This window comes from Streptomyces sp. NPDC052236 (genome assembly GCF_044548015.1).
Lineage (GTDB): Bacteria > Actinomycetota > Actinomycetes > Streptomycetales > Streptomycetaceae > Streptomyces.
On record NZ_JBIUBL010000035.1, the window covers coordinates 67,538 to 85,264 of the forward strand.

Consider the following 17,727-nt stretch of genomic DNA (forward strand, 5'->3'; position numbering starts at 1 on the left):
GCGATGCCTGCTCTCAGCCTAGGGAGACGCGGCGCGTGTGTCCCGGTCTTCACCGACCTTCGCCGACCACGTCGGCATCGTCGACGTGGTCCGGAGAGGCCCGGCCGGCGCAGGGGGCGCTCCCCGCCGGCCGGGCCCGTATCCCGTGCGGCGGGAGCGCTCAGACGACCCCGGTGGTCAGGGCAATGCGCTCATCACCCGCGTACACGTTCATATTGGCGCCGCGCAGAAAACCGACCAGCGTCAGACCGGCCTCCGCGGCCAGATCGACGGCGAGGGAGGAGGGCGCGGAGACCGCTGCCAGTACCGGAATGCCCGCCATCACGGCCTTCTGCGCCAGCTCGAACGACGCCCGCCCCGACACCAGCAGGATCGCCCGGGACAGCGGCAGCCTGTCCTCCTGGAGCGCCCGGCCGACGAGTTTGTCGACGGCGTTGTGCCGGCCGACGTCCTCCCGGATGTCGAGCAGCTCGCCCTCCTCCGAGAACAGCGCGGCGGCGTGCAGACCCCCGGTCCGGTCGAAGACGCGCTGCGCTGCCCGCAGCCGGTCGGGGAGGACGGCGAGCAGAGCGGGCTCGACACGGACCGGGGGAGTGTCGGCGATCGGGAAGCGGGTCTGGGTGCGTACGGCGTCGAGGCTCGCCTTGCCGCACAGCCCGCAGGACGAGGTCGTGTAGACGTTCCGCTCAAGGGTGATGTCGGGGACGGGCACACCGGGCGCGAGCTGGACGTCCACCACGTTGTAGGTGTTGGCGCCGTCGTCCGTCGCGCCCGCGCAGTACACGATGGACCGCACCTCGGCAGCCGCGCCGATCACTCCCTCGCTGACCAGGAAACCGGCCGCGAGCGCGAAGTCGTCGCCCGGGGTGCGCATGGTGATGGCCAGCGGCTTGCCGTTGAGGCGGATCTCCATGGGCTCTTCGGCGACAAGGGTGTCGGGACGGGTCGATACCGCACCGTCCCTGATGCGGATGGTGCGGCGGCGCTCGGTGACCCGTCCCATAGTGATCAATTCCGATTCTGTACGTGTTGGAAGCCGAACCGGCCCTTAATGCAGAGGTTGCCGTGGGTCACCGGGTTGTCGTGCGGGGAGGTGACCTTGACGATTTCATTCTCCTGCACATGCAGGGTGAGGTTGCAGCCGACGCCGCAGTAGGCGCAGATGGTCGTCGTCTCCGTCTGGGCCGATTCGTCCCAGGTGCCTTCGGCGCGCATGTCGAACTCCGTCTTGAAGGAGAGCGCGCCGGTGGGGCAGACCTCGATGCAGTTGCCGCAGTAGACGCAGGCGGAGTCGGTGAGCGGGGCGTCGTGCTCGGTGGAGATACGGGAGTCGAAACCGCGGCCCGCGACGGCGATGGCGAAGGTGTTCTGCCATTGCTCGCCGCACGCGTCCACGCATTTGTAGCAGAGGATGCACTTGTCGTAGTCGCGCACGTACAGGTCGTTGTCGACCTTGGGCTCCTCGTTGACCCGGGCCGCGTCCGGGCCGAAGCGGCCGGGCTCGGCCTCGTACTCCTTGATCCACTCGGCGGCGCGCGGGGTGGTGGAGAGGTCGGTGGACGAGGCGAGCAGCTCCAGCACGAGCTTGCGGCTGTGGCGGGCGCGCTCGGTGTCGGTGCGTACGGTCATGCCCGCCTCGGCGCGGCGCGAACAGGCGGGCGCGAGGGTGCGCGCGCCCTCCACCTCCACCACGCACACCCGGCAGGCGTTCTTGGGGGTGAGCGTGTCGCCCTCGCACAGGGTCGGGATGTCCTTGCCTGCGCTGCGGCAGGCGTCCAGGAGAGTCGAGCCTTCCGGGACCCTGACCGGCTGCTCGTCCAGGGTGAACTCGACCAGCCGGCGCGGCGGCCCCAGTGGTATCGCGGTCATTCGTAGGCTCCCAGCCGGTCGATGGCGGATTCGACGGCGTTCCAGGCGGTCTGCCCGAGACCGCAGATCGAGGCGTCGCGCATGGCCTTGCCGACGTCGCGCAGCAGCGCGATGTCGTCGGCGGCGTCGGCGCCCGTACGGTCCTTGATGCGGTGCAGGGCCTCCTCCTGGCGGACCGTGCCGACGCGGCAGGGAACGCACTGCCCGCACGACTCGTCGCGGAAGAACTCCGCGATGCGGAGGAGGACGCGGGGCAGTTCTACGGTGTCGTCGAGGACGAGTACGACTCCGGAGCCGAGGGTGGCGCCGGCGGCGCGGGTGCCCTCGAAGGTGAGCGGGATGTCCAGTTCGTCGGGGCGTACGAAGCTGCCCGCGGCGCCGCCGAGGAGCACGGCCCGCAGGGTCTGGGGCGGCCCGGCGAGCTCGATCAGCTCGCCCAGGGTGACGCCGAACGGCAGCTCGTACACGCCGGGCCTGGTGACGTTCCCGGAGACGCAGAAGAGTTTCGTCTCCCCGGCTTTCGTCCCGTCGGCGCGGCCGGTGAGGATGGGGAGGACGTTGACCAGCGTCTCGACGTTGTTGACGGCGGTGGGCTTCCCGAAGAGCCCCTTCTCGACGGGGAACGGCGGCTTGGTGCGCGGCTCGCCGCGGTAGCCCTCGATGGAGTTGAAGATCGCGGTCTCTTCGCCGCAGATGTACGCGCCGGCGCCGCGCCGTATCTCGATGTCGAAGGCGTGGCCCTGGCCGAGGATGTCGTCACCGAGCAGTCCGCGTGATCTTGCCTGGGAGATCGCGTCGGCCAGGCGGTCGAGGGCGCGGGGGTACTCCCCGCGGAGGTAGAGGTAGCCCTGGCGGGCCCCGATGGCGTACCCCGCGATGGTCATCGCCTCGATCAGCGCGAAGGGGTCGCCCTCCATCAGGACCCGGTCCTTGAAGGTGCCGGGCTCGCTTTCGTCGGCGTTGCAGACGAGGTAGTGGGGGTGGTCGGGTTGCGAGGCGGTGGCCTGCCACTTCCGTCCGGCAGGGAAGGCGGCTCCACCGCGGCCGACGAGGCCGGATTCGGTGACTTCGCGGATGACGGCGGCGGGGCCGAGGGCGAAGGCGCGGCGGAGGGCGGCGTAGCCGCCGTGGGCGCGGTAGTCGTCGAGGGAGGTGGGGTCGACGGCGCCGATGCGCCGGAGGAGGGTCAGCCCTGGTTGCCCGGCCTGGGGCACGGCGGCCGCGGCGGGGGGTTCGTGGGGGGCGTGGTGGGGGGAGCGGGTGGCGGCGAGGGTGGTTTCGACGGTGGCGGGGGCGATGACGGTGGCGGCGTGTGTGCGGGGTGCGGGGTGGCCCTGCGGCCTGTCGGCCTCCCGGGCCTGCGCCTCGTTGGCCTCGCGGCTGGTCGCTCCGTTGAGCGGCGCGGAGGGTTGTGCCTGCGGCGGGTTTGCCCCCACCCCGCCCTCCCCCAGAGCTTCGCCTGGGAGGTACCCCCATCCCGTAACTGGGGGCTGCGCCCCCAGACCCCCGGTACGGCCTTCGGCCGTGTCCTCAATCGCCGGACGGGCTTGAATTGCCGCCCGTCCGGCGGAAAACTCAAGCCCCGCCGGCGTTTGAGGCGCGGGGTTCGGGGCGGAGCCCCGACAGAGGCCGGACACATTCAGCCCCTCCGGCGATTGAGGAGTGGGGGTACCTCCCACGCCGCTAGGCGTAGGGGGAGGGTCCAGTGCGGAGCCCCGCAAAGAGCCCGCGCCCGCCTGGAGCAGCAGCGCCGCCGGAGCCCGTTCGCACAAGCCCAGGCACGGGCTCGCCTGCCACGCCACATCCGGCCCCAGCCGCTCCGTCAGCCCCGCCGCCACCGCCCCCGCCCCCCGCGCCGCGCACGCCAGGTCCGTACAGACATGCAGCACCTTCCTCGCCCGCGGCTTCACCGAGAACATCGAGTAGAACGTCGCGACCCCGTACGCCTCCGCCGGCGGCACCGTCAGCCGTCGGCAGATGTAGTCCAGCGCGCCCTCGCTCAGCCAGCCCACCCGGTCGTTGACCGCGTGCAGCGCCGGCAGCAGCAGATCGCGCCGCTCACGCGCCGCCGCGCCGCCCCGCGCCCACCGCAGGTCCGCGTCCGTGCGTTCGGTGCCGCCCTCCCACCCCGTCTCCGCCGGGCCCAACAGCTCGTCGACCGCAGCCCGTTCCTCGTCTGTCGCCTTCGCCGTGTCCGAGAATTTCAGGTCCATGCGGATACCAACTTCTCTATCCGGACGGCGGAGGCCTTGAACTCGGCCGTGCCCGCGATCGGGCAGTTCGCCTCGATCGTCAGCTGGTTGGTGTCGACCTCGTCCGGGAAGTGCATCGTCATGAACGCGAGCCCGGGCCGCAGCCCGGGGTCGATCCACACCGGCGCCGTCACCGAGCCCCGCCGCGAGGAGACCCGAACCTCCTCGCCGACCGTGACCTCGTACGCCGCCGCGTCCTCCGGGCACAGTTCGATGTACTCCCCGCGCCGCATCGGGGACGCGTAACTCCCGCTCTGCACACCGGTGTTGTACGAGTCGAGCCGCCGCCCTGTCGTCAGCCGCAGCGGATACGCCTCGTCCGTCAGGTCCACCGGCGGGTCGTGCTGGACCAGGCCGAAAGCGGCGGGCATGCCGCGCCGGGCAGGGTCGGTCTCCCACAGGCGGGCGTGCAGGAAGCTCGCGGGCAGTTCGTCCACGTCCGGGCAGGGCCACTGGAGGCCCTGGTGCTCCTCCAGCCGGTCGTACGTCATGCCGAAGTGGTCGGGGGAGAGCGAGCGCAGCTCGTTCCACACGGTCTGGGAGTCCGTGAACTTCCAGTCGTGGCCCAGCCGTTCGGCCATGTCGCAGAGGATGTCGATGTCCTCGCGCGCCTCGCCCGGCGGCACCAGCGCCGCCCGTACCCGCTGCACCCGCCGTTCGCTGTTCGTGGTCGTACCGTCCGTCTCGGCCCACGCGGCCGTCGCCGGGAGCACCACATCGGCCATCTCGGCCGTCTTCGTCAGGAAGATGTCCTGCACCACCAGGTGGTCCAGCGCCGTCAGCCGCCGGATCGCCTGCTCGCTGTCGGCCTCGGACTGCGCCGGGTTCTCGCCGATGCAGTACACCGCCCGCAGCTCGCGGCTCTCCATCGCCTCGAACATCTCGGTGAGCGTCTTGCCGTACCGCGGCTGGATGACCGTGTCCCACGTCCGCTCGAACTTGACCCGTGCCACCGGGTCCAGGATGTCCTGGAAGCCGGGCAGCTTGTTCGGGATCGCCCCCATGTCGCCGCCGCCCTGGACGTTGTTCTGGCCGCGCAGCGGCTGCACCCCGGCGCCGTACCGGCCCACCTGCCCCGTGAGCAGCGACAGATTGATCAGCGCGCGCACATTGTCGGTGCCGTTGTGGTGTTCGGTGATGCCCAGCGTCCAGCACAACTGGGCCCGCTCGGCGGTGGCGTACGCGTGCGCCAGTTCGCGGATCGCCGCCGCGGGGACGCCCGTCACCTTCTCCGCCGCCGTCAGCGTCCACGGCTCGACCAGTTCCTCGTACGCCTCGAAGCCCGTCGTCGCACGCTCCACGAAGGCCCGGTTGACCAGCCCGGCGTGGATGATCTCGCGGCCCACGGCGTGCGCGAGCGGAATGTCCGTACCGACATTCAGCCCGAGCCAGCCCTCCGCCCACTCGGCGGTCGAGGTCCGGCGCGGATCGACGGCGTACATCCGCGCCCCGTTCCGGATCCCCTTCAGTACGTGCTGGAAGAAGATCGGGTGCGCGAAGCGGGCGTTGGAGCCCCACATCACGATCAGATCGGTGTGGTCGACCTCCGCGTACGAGGAGGTGCCGCCGCCCGAGCCGAAGACGGCCGACAGGCCCGCCACGCTCGGCGCGTGGCAGGTGCGGTTGCAGGAGTCGACATTGTTGGTGCCCATCACCACGCGGGTGAACTTCTGCGCCACATAGTTCATTTCGTTGGTGGCGCGGGCGCAGGAGAGCATCGCGAAGGCATCGGGACCGTACGTCTCGCGCGTGTCGCGGAACCCGGCCGCGGCCCGCTCCAGCGCCTCGTCCCAGCTCGCCCCGCGCAACTGCCCGTCGCTGCCCCGGACGAGGGGGTGGGTGAGCCTCGGATACTGCTTCTTCGGCTTCTGCGGCTTCTTCATGCTGCACTTCCGGTGGTCGTGGCGAGCAGATCGGCGAGCGCGTGCACCGCGCACAGTTTCGGTACGGGGGTCCGGGTCAGGGCCGCCAGCTCGACGACTGCCGCGAGCAGTACGTCCAGCTCCAGCGGCTTGCCCTTCTCCAGGTCCTGGAGGGTGGACGTCTTGTGCTCGCCGACGCGCTCGGCGCCCGCGATGCGCCGCTCCACGGAGATCCTGGGGTGGCAGCCGACCGCCGCCGCGACCTCCAGCGTTTCGCGCATCATTGTCTCGACCAGCGCCTTGGTGTCCCGGTGGCGGCAGATCTGCGCCATCGTGGCCCGCGAGAGCGCGCTGATCGGGTTGAACGAGATATTGCCGAGCAGCTTGATCCAGATGTCGTTGCGCAGATCGGGCTCGACGGGGCACTTGAGCCCGCCCGCGACCATCGCCTCGCTGAAGTCCCGGCACCGCTGCGACACGGTCAGATCCGGCTCGCCGATGGAGAACCGGGTGCCTTCCAGGTGACGTACGACTCCGGGCCCGGCCAGCTCGGTGGCGGCGTAGACGACGCAGCCGATGGCCCGGTCGGGCGGCAGCGTCGCGCTGACCGCGCCGCCCGGGTCGACGCTCTCGATGCGCCGTCCCGCGTACGGTCCCGGCAGGCCGTGGAAGTACCACCAGGGGATGCCGTTCTGGGCGGCGATGACGGCCGTACGGTCGTGCAGCAGCGGATGTACCAAGGGCGCGGACACCGCGTAGGAGTTGGCCTTGAGACCGAGGAAGACATAGTCGACGGGCCCGACTGAGGACGGGTCGTCGGTGGCGTTGGGCAGCGCGGTGAAGTCACCGCGCGGGCTGAGCACCCGTACGCCGTCGCGGCGCATGGCCGCCAGGTGCGGACCTCGGGCGATGAGATGGACCTGGGCGCCCGCGCGGTGGAGCGCGGCTCCGACATACGCGCCGATGGCACCGGCGCCGACAACTGCGACTTTCACGGGGCTCTCCGTTCGGAGGGCGGAAGGAAAGGTAGGGCAGTACGGAAGAAGCGCAGACAGAATATTGTCTACAGTATGCGGTTCTGGCGGTCAATACTCCACGTACCCTTGGGGAAGCTCCAAAGTCCGGGCCGCGAAGCTGTCGGAACACGCGCCGCTGTATCCGGCGGTAGCAGCCAAGACTGAATAGTTCCTGACTTTCTTCGCGAGGGGATCCCCTACATGACCGTCTCCATGACCGGCACACGTGTCGTCGCACTCGGGCATTACCAGCCCGCCAAGGTGCTCACCAATGACGACCTGACGGCCATGGTCGACACCAGCGACGAGTGGATCCGCAGCCGCGTCGGCATCGAGACCCGGCATGTGGCCGGCCCGGACGAACCGGTGGACGAGCTCGCCGCGCACGCCGCGGCGAAGGCGCTGGCCGCCGCCGGTCTGACGCCCGCCGACATCGACCTCGTCATGGTGGCCACCTCCACCGCGATCGACCGCTCGCCGAACACCGCGGCCCGCGTCGCGGCCCGGCTCGGCATGGCCTCGCCCGCGGTCATAGATGTCAATGTCGTCTGCGCGGGCTTCACGCACGCGCTCGCCATGGCGGACCACACCGTACGGGCGGGAGCGGCGACGCGCGCCCTGGTGATCGGCGCCGACAAAATGGCGGACATAGTCGACTGGGCCGACCGCACCACCTGTGTGCTCGTCGGCGACGGCGCGGGCGCCGTGGTGATCGAGGCGACCGGCGCCGGTGAGGAGCCGGGGATCGGCCCGGTGCTGTGGGGCTCGCTCCCGGAGATGGGCCATGCCGTACGTATCGAAGGCTCCCCGCCCCGGTTCGCGCAGGAGGGCCAGTCCGTCTACCGCTGGGCCACCACCCAGCTTCCGCCCATCGCGCGCAAGGTCTGCGAGCGCGCGGGCGTCGCGCTCGACGAGATCAAGGCGGTTGTCCTGCACCAGGCCAATCTGCGGATCATCGAGCCCGTCGCGGCGAAGATCGGCGCGGTGAACGCGGTGATCGCCCGCGATGTGATCCGGTCCGGCAACACCTCGGCCGCCTCGATCCCGATGGCGCTCTCCAAGCTGGTCGAGCGCGGCGAGATCGAGACGGGCGATCCGGTGCTGCTCTTCGGCTTCGGCGGCAATCTCTCGTACGCGGGGCAGGTCGTCCGCTGCCCCTGACCGGGGCAGACTGAGGCGCATGGCGACGAACAGGCGAAGCGCGGGCCTGCTGCTGTTCCGGATTCTGGGGCAGGGCAGGCCTGTCGAGGTGCTCCTCGGGCATATGGGAGGGCCGTTCTGGCAGGCCCGGGACGCGGGAGCCTGGTCCGTACCGAAGGGCGAATACGCTCCGGAGGAGGAGCCGATGGCTGCCGCCCGGCGGGAGTTCGAGGAGGAACTCGGCCTCGCGCCGCCCGACGGGCCCTGGCTGGCGCTCGGCGAAGTCCGGCAGTCCGGCGGCAAGACCGTCACGGTGTGGGCGGTGGAGGGGGAACTCGACACCGCCCTCGTCGTACCGGGGACCTTCACGATGGAGTGGCCGAGGGGCTCGGGGCGTATGCGGGAGTTCCCCGAGATCGACCGGGCCGAGTGGATCGGCGTCGAGGAGGCGGGGGAGAAGCTCGTGAAGGGGCAGCGGGTGTTTCTCGACCGGCTGGCGGAGCTTCTCGCGTCCGGCGCGTCCGGCGCGTCCGGCGCGTCCGGCGCGTCCGATGCCCCCGATGTGTCCGGCGCGGGGTGACAAGGATCTCTGCCGGGTGCGACTCGGCATGGCGGGGATTGGACTCGGTAGACTGTAGACGATAGCCAATCGCCGCTCAGCCGTGCCGGCCCAGAGGGGGACCGCGATGTTGTCCGCAGGACTGCCGCAGGGAACTGTGCCCAAGCTGGAGCGACCCGGGCCGCTGCGCGAGCGTGTCTACGAGGCGCTGCTCGAACTGATCACGACCCGCGCCCTGCGTCCCGGCCAGCACCTGGTCGAGAGCGAACTCGCGGGCCACCTCGGGGTGTCCCGCCAGCCCGTGCGCGAGGCGCTGCAGCGGCTCAACACCGAGGGCTGGGTCGATCTGCGCCCGGCGCAGGGCGCGTTCGTCCACGAGCCGACCGAGTCGGAGGCGGACCAGCTGCTCTCCGTCCGTACGCTCCTGGAGGCGGAGGCCGCCCGGCTGGCCGCCGCGAACTCCGGCTCGGCGGGCATCGCCGCGCTCGAAGCGCTGTGCGCGCAGGGCGAGCAGGCGGTGGCGGACGACGATGTGGACCTGGCGGTGGCCACCAACGCCCGCTTCCACGCCAAGGTGATGGAGCTGGCCGGGAACCTCGTACTGGCAGAGCTGGCGGGACAGGTGGACCGCCGGGTCCGCTGGTACTACACGCCCGTGGCGCGGCAGCGCGGCAGGCAGTCCTGGATCGAGCACCGGGAGCTGATCGCGGCGATCTCGCGCCGTGACGAGCAGCGCGCGACGGAGGTCATGCGGGCGCACACGGAGCACACCCGCAAGACCTACCACCAGAGGGAACAGAGCTAGAAGGTCGGCGGGCCCGGACCCCAGGACCCGGCCCCAGGAGGTCTCCACCACCGCGATTCGTCGAGCGTGCCGTCCGAGTAGAAGCTGAAGAAGGCGTCGACGTAGCGCTGAGGCATGAGCGCGCTCAGCTCCGCCCGCGCCTCGTCGTCCGACTGCCCCTCGAAGCGCAGCTCCCGGCCGAGCATCTCGCCCAGAATCCGCACCCGGTCGCCCGGCAGCAGCGACTCGGGTTCGGACAGGGCCTAGGGCGTGTTTTAGAAGTAGCGCCGTCCGCCCGTAGGGCGGGCCCTGCGGCGTCTGGTGCGTGCAATCGCAAGGCGGAGGATCGTCCTCGTACTGGACGTACTTGGGCGACTCCGACAACACCGCGAGTGCGCGTGCCAGGCGTCGCGGGGCAGGCGGGACTTCTAAAACACGCCCTAGGCCTGCCCCTCATGTTCGTTGGAGAGCAGGGCGCGGGCGGCGACCGCCGCGATGTCGTACGGGTCGATGTTCGCGATCCGCACCTCCGCCCACGGCGCGCGGACCACGGCGCCGCCAGCCACGGAGCTGCCCGACAGTCTCGGGCATGTGCTCGTAGCCCGGGAACAGACCTCGGTGGATCTCTCTCAGGAGTCAGTCTCCATGGGCGATCAGATCTTTGTCCCGAGTGTGGAGAAAGTTATGTCGGATCTCTGCTCAAGTTCTTCCCAGTTGGAGAAAGCGCTGCTACGTTCCCCTCCAAAGGCCGACAGAGACACCCGAGACTGGCCGAAAAGGCATGGAAGGCGGGGAGGGGCACGTGAGACGCATGACCGCTCGACCCGCGAACGCGCACCAGGCGCGACTGCTCCGGCTGCTGCGCGACGGTGGGCCCAACTCCCGCGCACAGCTGGGCGATCAGGTCGATCTGTCCCGTTCCAAGCTCGCCGTGGAGGTCGACCGGCTGCTCGACACGGGGCTCGTGGTCGCGGACGGACTGGCCGCCTCACGCGGCGGACGCCGCTCCCACAACATCCGGCTCGCGCCCGCCCTGCGCTTCCTCGGCGTCGACATCGGCGCCACCTCGATCGATGTGGCCGTCACCAACGCCGAGCTGGAAGTGCTCGGTCACGTCAACCACCCCATGGACGTACGCGAAGGCCCCGTCGCCGTCTTCGAGCAGGTGCTGTCGATGGCGGCCAAGCTCAGGGCCTCCGGACTCGCCGAGGAATTCGACGGCGCGGGCATCGGCGTCCCGGGGCCGGTCCGCTTCCCGGAGGGTGTGCCGGTCGCGCCCCCGATCATGCCCGGCTGGGACGGCTTCCCGGTGCGCGAGGCGCTCAGCCAGGACCTCGGCTGCCCGGTCATGGTCGACAACGACGTGAACCTGATGGCGATGGGGGAGCAGCACGCCGGTGTCGCACGCTCGGTGGGCGACTTCCTCTGCGTCAAGATCGGTACGGGCATCGGCTGCGGCATTGTCGTCGGCGGCGAGGTTTACCGCGGTACGACGGGCAGCGCCGGCGACATCGGCCATATCCAGGTCGAACCGGACGGCCGCGCCTGCGCCTGCGGTAACAGGGGCTGCCTGGAGGCCCACTTCAGCGGCGCGGCGCTCGCCCGCGACGCCGAGGACGCGGCCCGTGCCGGCCGGTCCGCCGAGCTCGCGGCCCGGCTGGAGGCGGCCGGGAGGCTCACGGCCGTCGACGTTGCCGCCGCGGCGGCGGCGGGCGACGCCACCTCGCTCGACCTCATCCGCGAGGGCGGCAACCGGGTCGGCCAGGTCATCGCCGGACTCGTCAGCTTCTTCAACCCGGGGCTCGTGGTGATCGGCGGCGGTGTGACGGGTCTGGGTCACACGCTGCTGGCGAGCGTACGGACCCAGGTCTACCGGCAGTCACTGCCGCTGGCCACCGGCAATCTGCCCATCGTGCTGGGCGAGTTGGGGCCGACCGCCGGAGTGATCGGCGCGGCCAGGCTCATCAGCGACCACCTGTTCTCGCCGGCCTGACCGGGCCGGTCGATCGCCTCACCGCCTCACCAAGAAGCAAAACAAGCAGTGCAAGAAGCAGTGCAAGAAGCAGAAGAAACAACACGAGACACAGGCACCCACCCGCACAGCACGCCCTGCTCCGCTCACCGGCCGCACCCGCCGAGGGGATTTGCCATGGCACCCGAACCACCCCTACTCACCATGGACTCCATCACCAAGTCGTTCCCCGGCGTCCGCGCCCTCGACGGCGTGGACCTGGAGGTCCAGGCCGGCGAGGTCCACTGCCTCCTCGGCCAGAACGGCGCCGGAAAGTCCACCCTCATCAAGGTGCTCGCCGGGGCCCATCAGCCCGATGGCGGACAGATCACCTGGCAGGGAGCAGCCGTCTCCCTCAAGTCCCCCATCGCCGCCATGCGGCTCGGCATCGCCACCATCTACCAGGAGCTCGACCTCGTCGAAGAACTCTCGGTCGCCGAGAACGTCTTCCTCGGCCACGAGCCGACCTCGGCCGGATTTGTCGTACGCGGCAAGGAGGCCAGATCGCTTGCGGCCAAGCTGCTCAAGCGGCTCGGCCACGGTGAGATCGACCCGGCGCGCCGCGTCGGCGACCTCTCCGCCGCCCAGCAGCAGATCGTCTCCATGGCCCGCGCCCTCTCCCACGAGGTACGCCTCATCGTGATGGACGAGCCCTCCGCGGCCCTCGACCCCGACGAGGTCGACAACCTCTTCCGTATCGTCGCCGGCCTGACCGCCGACGGGGTCGCCGTCGTCTATATCTCGCACCGCCTGGAGGAAATCCGGCGCATCGGCGACCGGGTGACCGTCCTCAAGGACGGCCGGGCGGTCGCCGTCGGCCTGCCCGCGCAGTCCACCCCCACCCGCGACATCGTCGCCCTGATGACCGGCCGTAACGTCGAGTACGTCTTCCCCGAGCGACGGCCGGAGGCTGCGAAGGCTTCTCAGGAGCCGGTCCTGCGGGTCGAAGGACTCACCAGGAAAGGCGAGTTCGCCCCCGTCGACCTGGAGCTGCGGCCCGGGGAGATCGTCGGGCTCGCCGGACTCGTCGGCTCCGGACGCTCCGAGATCCTGGAGACGATCTACGGCGCCCGCAAGCCCAGCGCGGGCCGTGTCCTGGTCGACGGAAAGCCCCTGCGGCTCGGTAGCGTCCGCGCTGCCGTCGGCGCCGGAATCGGGCTGGCCCCGGAGGAGCGCAAGGCACAGGCCCTGCTGATGCTGGAGTCCGTCACCCGTAATGTCTCCCTCTCCACGCTCTCCCGCTTCGCCCGCGGCGGCTGGCTCGACCGCAAGGAGGAGCGCGCCGCCGCACAGCGGGCGACCAGGGAACTCTCCCTGCGCCCCGACAACCCGGACGCCCGCATCCGTACCCTCTCCGGCGGCAATCAGCAGAAGGCCGTGCTCGCCCGCTGGCTGCTGCGCGGCTGCCGTGTGCTGCTGCTGGACGAGCCGACGCGCGGCGTCGATGTCGGGGCGCGCGCCGAGCTCTACGCCGTGATCCGCCGGCTGGCGGACGAAGGCCTGGCCGTACTCCTCGTATCCAGCGAAGTCCCCGAAGTCCTGGGCCTCGCCGACCGGGTGCTGGTGCTCCGCGAGGGCAGCGTCGTGCACACGGCCGACGCCCGGGAGCTGGACGAGCACCGCGTACTCGATCTTGTGATGGAAGGGAGCCCGACTCCATGACGCAGCCAGCCTCTCCGGCGCAGCAGGACGCGCCGATAATCGACCCCAAGTCCACGCCGGACAGCGGAGGGTGGCGTCGACCGCTCGGTCTGCGCCTGGATGTCCGCAACCTTTCGCTGCTCGGTGTGCTCGCCGTTCTGATCGCGGTGGGCGGCATCACCAAGCCCGATGCGTTCCTCGCCACGAGCAATCTCCAGCTGGTGCTGACCCAGGCCTCGGTCATCGGTGTCGTCACCGTCGGCATGACCTTTGTGATCACCAGCGGTGGCATCGACCTGTCGGTCGGCGCGATCGTGGCACTGTCGTCGGTGTGGGCGACGACGCTCGCGACGCAGGAGTACGGCTTCGCGGGCATCCTCTTCACCGCCGTGATCGTCGGTCTGGGCTGCGGCCTGGTGAACGGGATGCTGATCGCGTACGGCGGGATGGTGCCGTTCATCGCGACGCTGGCCATGCTCGCCTCCGCCCGCGGACTCGCCCTCCAGATCACGGACGGCAAGACGCAGATGGTCACCGTGAACTCCGTACTCGACCTGGGCGTCAGGGACGCCTACATCCTCGGCATCCCGCCGCTGGTGCTGGTCTTCGCGGCGGTCACGGTCGTCGGCTGGCTGCTGCTGAACCGTACGACCTTCGGGCGGCGTACCGTCGCGGTCGGCGGTAACGCGGAAGCCGCCCGCCTCGCCGGGATCGACGTACGCAGGCAGCGGCTCTACCTCTATCTGCTCTCCGGGCTGTGCTGCGGAATCGCCGCCTTCATGCTGATCGTGCTGGCGGGGTCCGGACAGAACACCAACGGCAATCTCTACGAACTCGACGCCATCGCCGCGGCGATCATCGGCGGCACGCTGCTGAGCGGAGGCCGGGGCACCATCGTCGGCTCGGTGCTCGGCGTACTCGTCTTCACCACGATCACGAACATCTTCGCCCTCAACAACCTGGAGAGCGCCGTTCAGCAGATCGCCAAGGGCGCGATCATCGTCGCCGCGGTCCTGGTCCAGCACCGCACACTGCGCGGCTCCGACCACTGACCCGGCCCTGTCCCCGCCTTACTCCCTGTTTCTGTCGCACCGCCCAGCCGAAGGGTTGATCCGTCATGCCAGAAATCCCAGCCACCAGCCGCAGAGGTCTGCTGTTCGGCACCGCCGCCGTCTCCGCGGGCGCCCTCCTCACCGCCTGCACCAGCAACGAGCCCAAGAAGACAGAGTCCGCCACCAACAACGCCCCGGTCGCCGCCGACGACAAGCCCGGCAAGGCCGTCACCATCGGCTTCGCCGGACCCCAGGCCGACCACGGGTGGCTCAACGCCATCAACGAGAACGCCAAGTCGCGGGCCAAGAAGTACTCGGAGGTGACCCTGGAGATCACCGAGGGCTCCAACGACACCGCCGCCCAGATCGGCCAGGTCCAGACGCTGATCAACAAGAAAGTTGATGTGTTGGTGATCCTGCCGGCCGACGGCAAGGCGCTGACCCAGGTCGGCCTCCAGGCCATGAAGGCCGGGATCCCCGTCATCAACCTCGACCGGATCTTCGCCTCCCCGCAGGCGTACCGCTGCTGGATCGGCGGCGACAACTACGGCATGGGCCTCAACGCCGGGCGCTACATCGGTGAGCAGCTCAAGGGCAAGGCGGGGGCCAAGGTCATCGAACTGGCCGGACTCGACAACCTGGAGCTCACCAAGCAGCGCACCCAGGGCTTCGACGACGCCCTGAAGAACTACCCCAACATCAGGAAGGTGGCCCGCCAGGCGGCCGACTTCACCGTCGAGTCCGGCCAGGCGAAAATGGCTCAGCTCCTCCAGGCACAGAGTCAGTTCGACGCCGTGTGGAACCACGACGACGACCAGGGAGTAGGCGCGTTGCGCGCCATCGCGCAGGCGGGCCGCAAGGACTTCCTGATGGTCGGCGGCGCCGGGGCCAAGTCCGCGATGGACGCCATCAAGGCCGACAACAGCGTGCTGAAGGCCACCGTCCTCTACCCGCCGACGATGGCCGCCTCCGCCATCGACCTCGCCCGCGCGCTCGGCCAGGCCAAGGGCGTCAGCGGGATGTCCGAACTGGAGATCCCCGCCTCGATCACCCTCTACTCGGCCGTGGTGACCAAGGAGAACGTGGACGAGTACCTGCCCACGGGTTTCAGCTGAACCGGCATGCCCGCCCCCACCGAGCAACCGAGGAGGAATCCGCATGGAACTCAGGGACAGTCAGTCGTTGTCCGGTCAAGCCGGTGTGCTGCCGACGCTCGGCGTCGGCATGGTCGGTTACGCGTTCATGGGCGCCGCCCACTCCCAGGGGTGGCGCACCGCGGGACGCGTCTTCGACCTGCCGATGCGGCCGGTACTCGCCGCGATCGGCGGCCGTGACGCCGCGGCCGTGCGGGCCGCGGCGGCGAAACACGGCTGGGCGGCGGCGGAGACCGACTGGCGCGACCTCGTGACCCGGGACGATGTGCAGCTGGTCGACATCTGCACACCGGGGGACAGCCATGCGGAGATCGCCGTCGCGGCGCTGGAGGCGGGCAAGCATGTGCTGTGCGAGAAGCCGCTCGCCAACACCGTGGCCGAGGCCGAGATGATGGTGGCGGCGGCCGAGCGGGCCAGGGAGCGCGGCCAGTTGGCGATGGTCGGCTTCAACTACCGGCGGGTGCCCGCGATGGCGTACGCCCGCCGGCTGATCGCCGAGGGCAGGCTCGGGACGCTGCGCCATGTGCGCTGCGCCTATCTCCAGGACTGGCTGGTCGACCCGGAGTTTCCGCTCACGTGGCGGCTGCTGCGCCAACACGCGGGCTCGGGGGCGCTCGGCGATCTGGGCGCGCACATCGTGGACCTCGCGCAGTATCTGGCGGGGGAGCCGCTGGTCGGGGTCTCGGCGCTGTCGGAGACGTTCGTACGGGAGAGGCCGCTGCTCGCAGGGGCCTCGGCCGGGCTGTCCGCATCCGGCAGCACGGAACGAGGTGCGGTCACGGTCGATGACGCGGCGGTGTTCACCGGGCGGCTCGCCTCCGGTGCGCTCGCCTCCTTCGAGGTGTCCCGGATGGCCTCGGGCCGCAAGAACTCGCTGCGGCTCGAAATCAACGGTGAGCTGGGGTCGATCGCGTTCGACCTGGAGCGGCTGAACGAGCTGTTCTTCCACGACCACACCGAACCGGCCGCCTCCTCCGGCTTCCGGCGGATCCTCGTCACCGAGCCGGAACACCCGTATCTGGAGGCCTGGTGGCCGCCGGGGCACGCCCTCGGTTACGAGCACACCTTCGCCCACCAGGCCCGCGACCTGGTCGAGGCGATCGCGGCGGGCACCGACCCCACGCCGTCGTTCGCCGACGGGCTGCAGGTGCAGCGGGTGCTGGCGGCGGTGGAGGAGAGCGCCGCGAAGAACGCGGTCTACACCCCCGTACAGGCACAGACGCAGGCACAGGCACAGACGCAGGCACAGGCACAGGCACCCGTACAGGCGCAGGTTTAGGAGGAGACCGACATGCCACGTCCGTTCACGCTCTTCACCGGCCAGTGGGCCGATCTGCCGCTGGAGGAGGTCTGCCGCCTCGCCCGCGACTTCGGCTACGACGGCCTCGAACTGGCCTGCTGGGGCGACCACTTCGAGGTCGACAAGGCGCTCGCCGACCCCTCGTATCTCGACGGCCGCCACGCGCTGCTGGAGAAGTACGGCCTCAAGTGCTGGGCCATCTCCAACCACCTGGTCGGCCAGGCGGTCTGCGACTCGATCATCGACGAACGTCACCAGGCGATCCTGCCCGCCAGGATCTGGGGCGACGGCGAGCCCGAGGGCGTACGGCAGCGGGCCGCAGCCGAGATCAAGGACACCGCGCGAGCGGCGGCGGCCTTCGGGGTGCGTACCGTCATCGGCTTCACCGGCTCGTCCATCTGGCATCTGGTGGCGATGTTCCCGCCGGTGCCCGAGCGGATGATCGAGCGGGGCTACGAGGACTTCGCGGAGCGCTGGAATCCGATCCTCGACGTATTCGACGCGGAGGGGGTGCGCTTCGCCCACGAGGTGCATCCCAGCGAGATCGCGTACGACTACTGGACCACGCACCGCGCCCTGGACGCGGTCGGGCGGCGCGAGGCCTTCGGGCTCAACTTCGACCCGAGCCACTTCGTGTGGCAGGACCTGGACCCGGTGGGTTTCCTGTACGACTTCCGGGACCGGATCTACCACGTGGACTGCAAGGAGGCGCGTAAGCGCCTCGACGGCCGCAACGGCCGGCTCGGCTCCCATCTGCCGTGGGGCGACCCGCGGCGCGGCTGGGACTTCGTCTCGGCCGGGCACGGCGATGTGCCGTGGGAGGACGTCTTCCGGATGCTGCGCTCGATCGGTTACGACGGTCCCGTCTCGGTGGAGTGGGAGGACGCGGGCATGGACCGCCTGGCGGGCGCGCCAGAAGCGCTCGCCGGTCTGAAGCGGTTTGATTTCGACCCGCCCACGGCTTCCTTCGACGCGGCCTTCGGGGGCGGCGACTAGGGCGTGTTTGAGAAGTAGCGCCGTCCGCCCGTAGGGCGGGCCCTGCGGTGTCTGGTGCGTGCAGTCGCAAGGCGGTGGGGGCACTCCCCCT

16 protein-coding genes are annotated in these 17,727 nt (G+C 70.2%); 9 read left to right on the plus strand and 7 right to left on the minus strand.

Translation table 11 applies throughout. The features are described from left to right. Positions 1–160 precede the first annotated feature (160 nt). Genes fdhD through ACIHCQ_RS38860 form a run of 5 tightly spaced genes read right to left on the minus strand, consistent with a single transcriptional unit; the run spans position 161 to position 7,038 of the window. Positions 161–1,003 (minus strand): formate dehydrogenase accessory sulfurtransferase FdhD, encoded by an 843-nt coding sequence (gene fdhD / locus ACIHCQ_RS38840; RefSeq protein WP_399673368.1) that lies wholly within the window; start codon positions 1,001–1,003, stop codon positions 161–163. A gap of 5 nt (positions 1,004–1,008) precedes the next feature. After that, positions 1,009–1,869 carry a 2Fe-2S iron-sulfur cluster-binding protein gene (locus tag ACIHCQ_RS38845; RefSeq protein WP_399673331.1) on the minus strand — a complete coding sequence of 287 codons (861 nt, stop codon included), beginning with the start codon at positions 1,867–1,869 and terminating at the stop codon, positions 1,009–1,011. Next, the gene (locus ACIHCQ_RS38850) at positions 1,866–4,082 is read right to left on the minus strand and encodes an NAD(P)H-dependent oxidoreductase subunit E (RefSeq protein WP_399673333.1); all 2,217 of its coding nucleotides are present in this window, start codon (positions 4,080–4,082) and stop codon (positions 1,866–1,868) included. The genes ACIHCQ_RS38845 and ACIHCQ_RS38850 overlap by 4 nt, the downstream gene beginning before the upstream one ends. After that, positions 4,073–6,004, minus strand: a complete 1,932-nt coding sequence (locus ACIHCQ_RS38855; RefSeq protein WP_399673335.1) for a molybdopterin oxidoreductase family protein — start codon at positions 6,002–6,004, stop codon at positions 4,073–4,075. Before ACIHCQ_RS38855 ends, ACIHCQ_RS38850 begins: the two co-directional genes overlap by 10 nt. Continuing rightward, positions 6,001–7,038 (minus strand): 2-dehydropantoate 2-reductase, encoded by a 1,038-nt coding sequence (locus tag ACIHCQ_RS38860; protein WP_399673370.1) that lies wholly within the window; start codon positions 7,036–7,038, stop codon positions 6,001–6,003. Before ACIHCQ_RS38860 ends, ACIHCQ_RS38855 begins: the two co-directional genes overlap by 4 nt. A 174-nt stretch (positions 7,039–7,212) precedes the next feature. Here ACIHCQ_RS38860 and ACIHCQ_RS38865 point away from each other — a divergent pair, with 174 nt between their 5' ends. The 3 genes from ACIHCQ_RS38865 to ACIHCQ_RS38875 all read left to right on the plus strand — a co-directional run bounded on the left by ACIHCQ_RS38865 (position 7,213) and on the right by ACIHCQ_RS38875 (position 9,503). Beyond that, positions 7,213–8,160 (plus strand): beta-ketoacyl-ACP synthase III, encoded by a 948-nt coding sequence (locus ACIHCQ_RS38865; protein ID WP_399673337.1) that lies wholly within the window; start codon positions 7,213–7,215, stop codon positions 8,158–8,160. Positions 8,161–8,179: 19 nt separating this feature from the next. After that, positions 8,180–8,719: an NUDIX domain-containing protein gene (locus tag ACIHCQ_RS38870; RefSeq protein WP_399673338.1), complete on the plus strand. Its 540-nt coding sequence runs from the start codon at positions 8,180–8,182 to the stop codon at positions 8,717–8,719. 106 nt (positions 8,720–8,825) lie between these two features. Continuing rightward, a complete protein-coding gene (locus ACIHCQ_RS38875; RefSeq protein ID WP_399673340.1) occupies positions 8,826–9,503 on the plus strand; it encodes a GntR family transcriptional regulator in 678 nt (225 codons plus the stop codon). On the opposite strand, the gene ACIHCQ_RS38880 is transcribed toward ACIHCQ_RS38875, so the two are convergent. Next, entirely contained in the window at positions 9,500–9,706 is a 207-nt protein-coding gene (locus ACIHCQ_RS38880; protein WP_399673342.1) for a hypothetical protein, read from the minus strand. The two genes, ACIHCQ_RS38875 and ACIHCQ_RS38880, sit on opposite strands and share 4 nt — an antisense overlap. Before the next feature lie 216 nt (positions 9,707–9,922). Beyond that, a complete protein-coding gene (locus ACIHCQ_RS38885; protein ID WP_399673344.1) occupies positions 9,923–10,048 on the minus strand; it encodes a hypothetical protein in 126 nt (41 codons plus the stop codon). A gap of 245 nt (positions 10,049–10,293) precedes the next feature. Here ACIHCQ_RS38885 and ACIHCQ_RS38890 point away from each other — a divergent pair, with 245 nt between their 5' ends. The 6 genes from ACIHCQ_RS38890 to ACIHCQ_RS38915 all read left to right on the plus strand — a co-directional run bounded on the left by ACIHCQ_RS38890 (position 10,294) and on the right by ACIHCQ_RS38915 (position 17,636). Beyond that, entirely contained in the window at positions 10,294–11,475 is a 1,182-nt protein-coding gene (locus ACIHCQ_RS38890) for an ROK family protein (protein ID WP_399673346.1), read from the plus strand. Positions 11,476–11,631: 156 nt separating this feature from the next. Then, the gene (locus ACIHCQ_RS38895; protein WP_399673348.1) at positions 11,632–13,155 is read left to right on the plus strand and encodes a sugar ABC transporter ATP-binding protein; all 1,524 of its coding nucleotides are present in this window, start codon (positions 11,632–11,634) and stop codon (positions 13,153–13,155) included. Next, on the plus strand, positions 13,152–14,186 hold the full coding sequence (locus tag ACIHCQ_RS38900) for an ABC transporter permease (RefSeq protein ID WP_399673350.1): 1,035 nt from the start codon (positions 13,152–13,154) through the stop codon (positions 14,184–14,186). The genes ACIHCQ_RS38895 and ACIHCQ_RS38900 overlap by 4 nt, the downstream gene beginning before the upstream one ends. A 65-nt stretch (positions 14,187–14,251) precedes the next feature. Next, a complete protein-coding gene (locus ACIHCQ_RS38905) occupies positions 14,252–15,301 on the plus strand; it encodes a substrate-binding domain-containing protein (RefSeq protein ID WP_399673352.1) in 1,050 nt (349 codons plus the stop codon). Positions 15,302–15,344: 43 nt separating this feature from the next. Continuing rightward, entirely contained in the window at positions 15,345–16,619 is a 1,275-nt protein-coding gene (locus ACIHCQ_RS38910) for a Gfo/Idh/MocA family protein (RefSeq protein WP_399673354.1), read from the plus strand. Positions 16,620–16,631: 12 nt separating this feature from the next. After that, positions 16,632–17,636 carry a sugar phosphate isomerase/epimerase family protein gene (locus ACIHCQ_RS38915; protein ID WP_399673356.1) on the plus strand — a complete coding sequence of 335 codons (1,005 nt, stop codon included), beginning with the start codon at positions 16,632–16,634 and terminating at the stop codon, positions 17,634–17,636. Positions 17,637–17,727: the final 91 nt, after the last annotated feature.

Excerpts from the sequence above, each read along its gene's own strand:
- ACIHCQ_RS38890 (WP_399673346.1), top strand. The coding sequence starts at position 10,294 with ATGACCGCTCGACCCGCGAACGCGCACCAGGCGCGACTGCTCCGGCTG.
- ACIHCQ_RS38845 (WP_399673331.1), bottom strand. The coding sequence starts at position 1,869 with ATGACCGCGATACCACTGGGGCCGCCGCGCCGGCTGGTCGAGTTCACC.
- ACIHCQ_RS38910 (WP_399673354.1), top strand. The coding sequence starts at position 15,345 with ATGGAACTCAGGGACAGTCAGTCGTTGTCCGGTCAAGCCGGTGTGCTG.
- ACIHCQ_RS38915 (WP_399673356.1), top strand. The coding sequence starts at position 16,632 with ATGCCACGTCCGTTCACGCTCTTCACCGGCCAGTGGGCCGATCTGCCG.
- ACIHCQ_RS38900 (WP_399673350.1), top strand. The coding sequence starts at position 13,152 with ATGACGCAGCCAGCCTCTCCGGCGCAGCAGGACGCGCCGATAATCGAC.
- ACIHCQ_RS38855 (WP_399673335.1), bottom strand. The coding sequence starts at position 6,004 with ATGAAGAAGCCGCAGAAGCCGAAGAAGCAGTATCCGAGGCTCACCCAC.
- ACIHCQ_RS38895 (WP_399673348.1), top strand. The coding sequence starts at position 11,632 with ATGGCACCCGAACCACCCCTACTCACCATGGACTCCATCACCAAGTCG.
- ACIHCQ_RS38865 (WP_399673337.1), top strand. The coding sequence starts at position 7,213 with ATGACCGGCACACGTGTCGTCGCACTCGGGCATTACCAGCCCGCCAAG.
- fdhD (WP_399673368.1), bottom strand. The coding sequence starts at position 1,003 with ATGGGACGGGTCACCGAGCGCCGCCGCACCATCCGCATCAGGGACGGT.
- ACIHCQ_RS38870 (WP_399673338.1), top strand. The coding sequence starts at position 8,180 with ATGGCGACGAACAGGCGAAGCGCGGGCCTGCTGCTGTTCCGGATTCTG.
- ACIHCQ_RS38850 (WP_399673333.1), bottom strand. The coding sequence starts at position 4,082 with ATGGACCTGAAATTCTCGGACACGGCGAAGGCGACAGACGAGGAACGG.
- ACIHCQ_RS38875 (WP_399673340.1), top strand. The coding sequence starts at position 8,826 with ATGTTGTCCGCAGGACTGCCGCAGGGAACTGTGCCCAAGCTGGAGCGA.
- ACIHCQ_RS38905 (WP_399673352.1), top strand. The coding sequence starts at position 14,252 with ATGCCAGAAATCCCAGCCACCAGCCGCAGAGGTCTGCTGTTCGGCACC.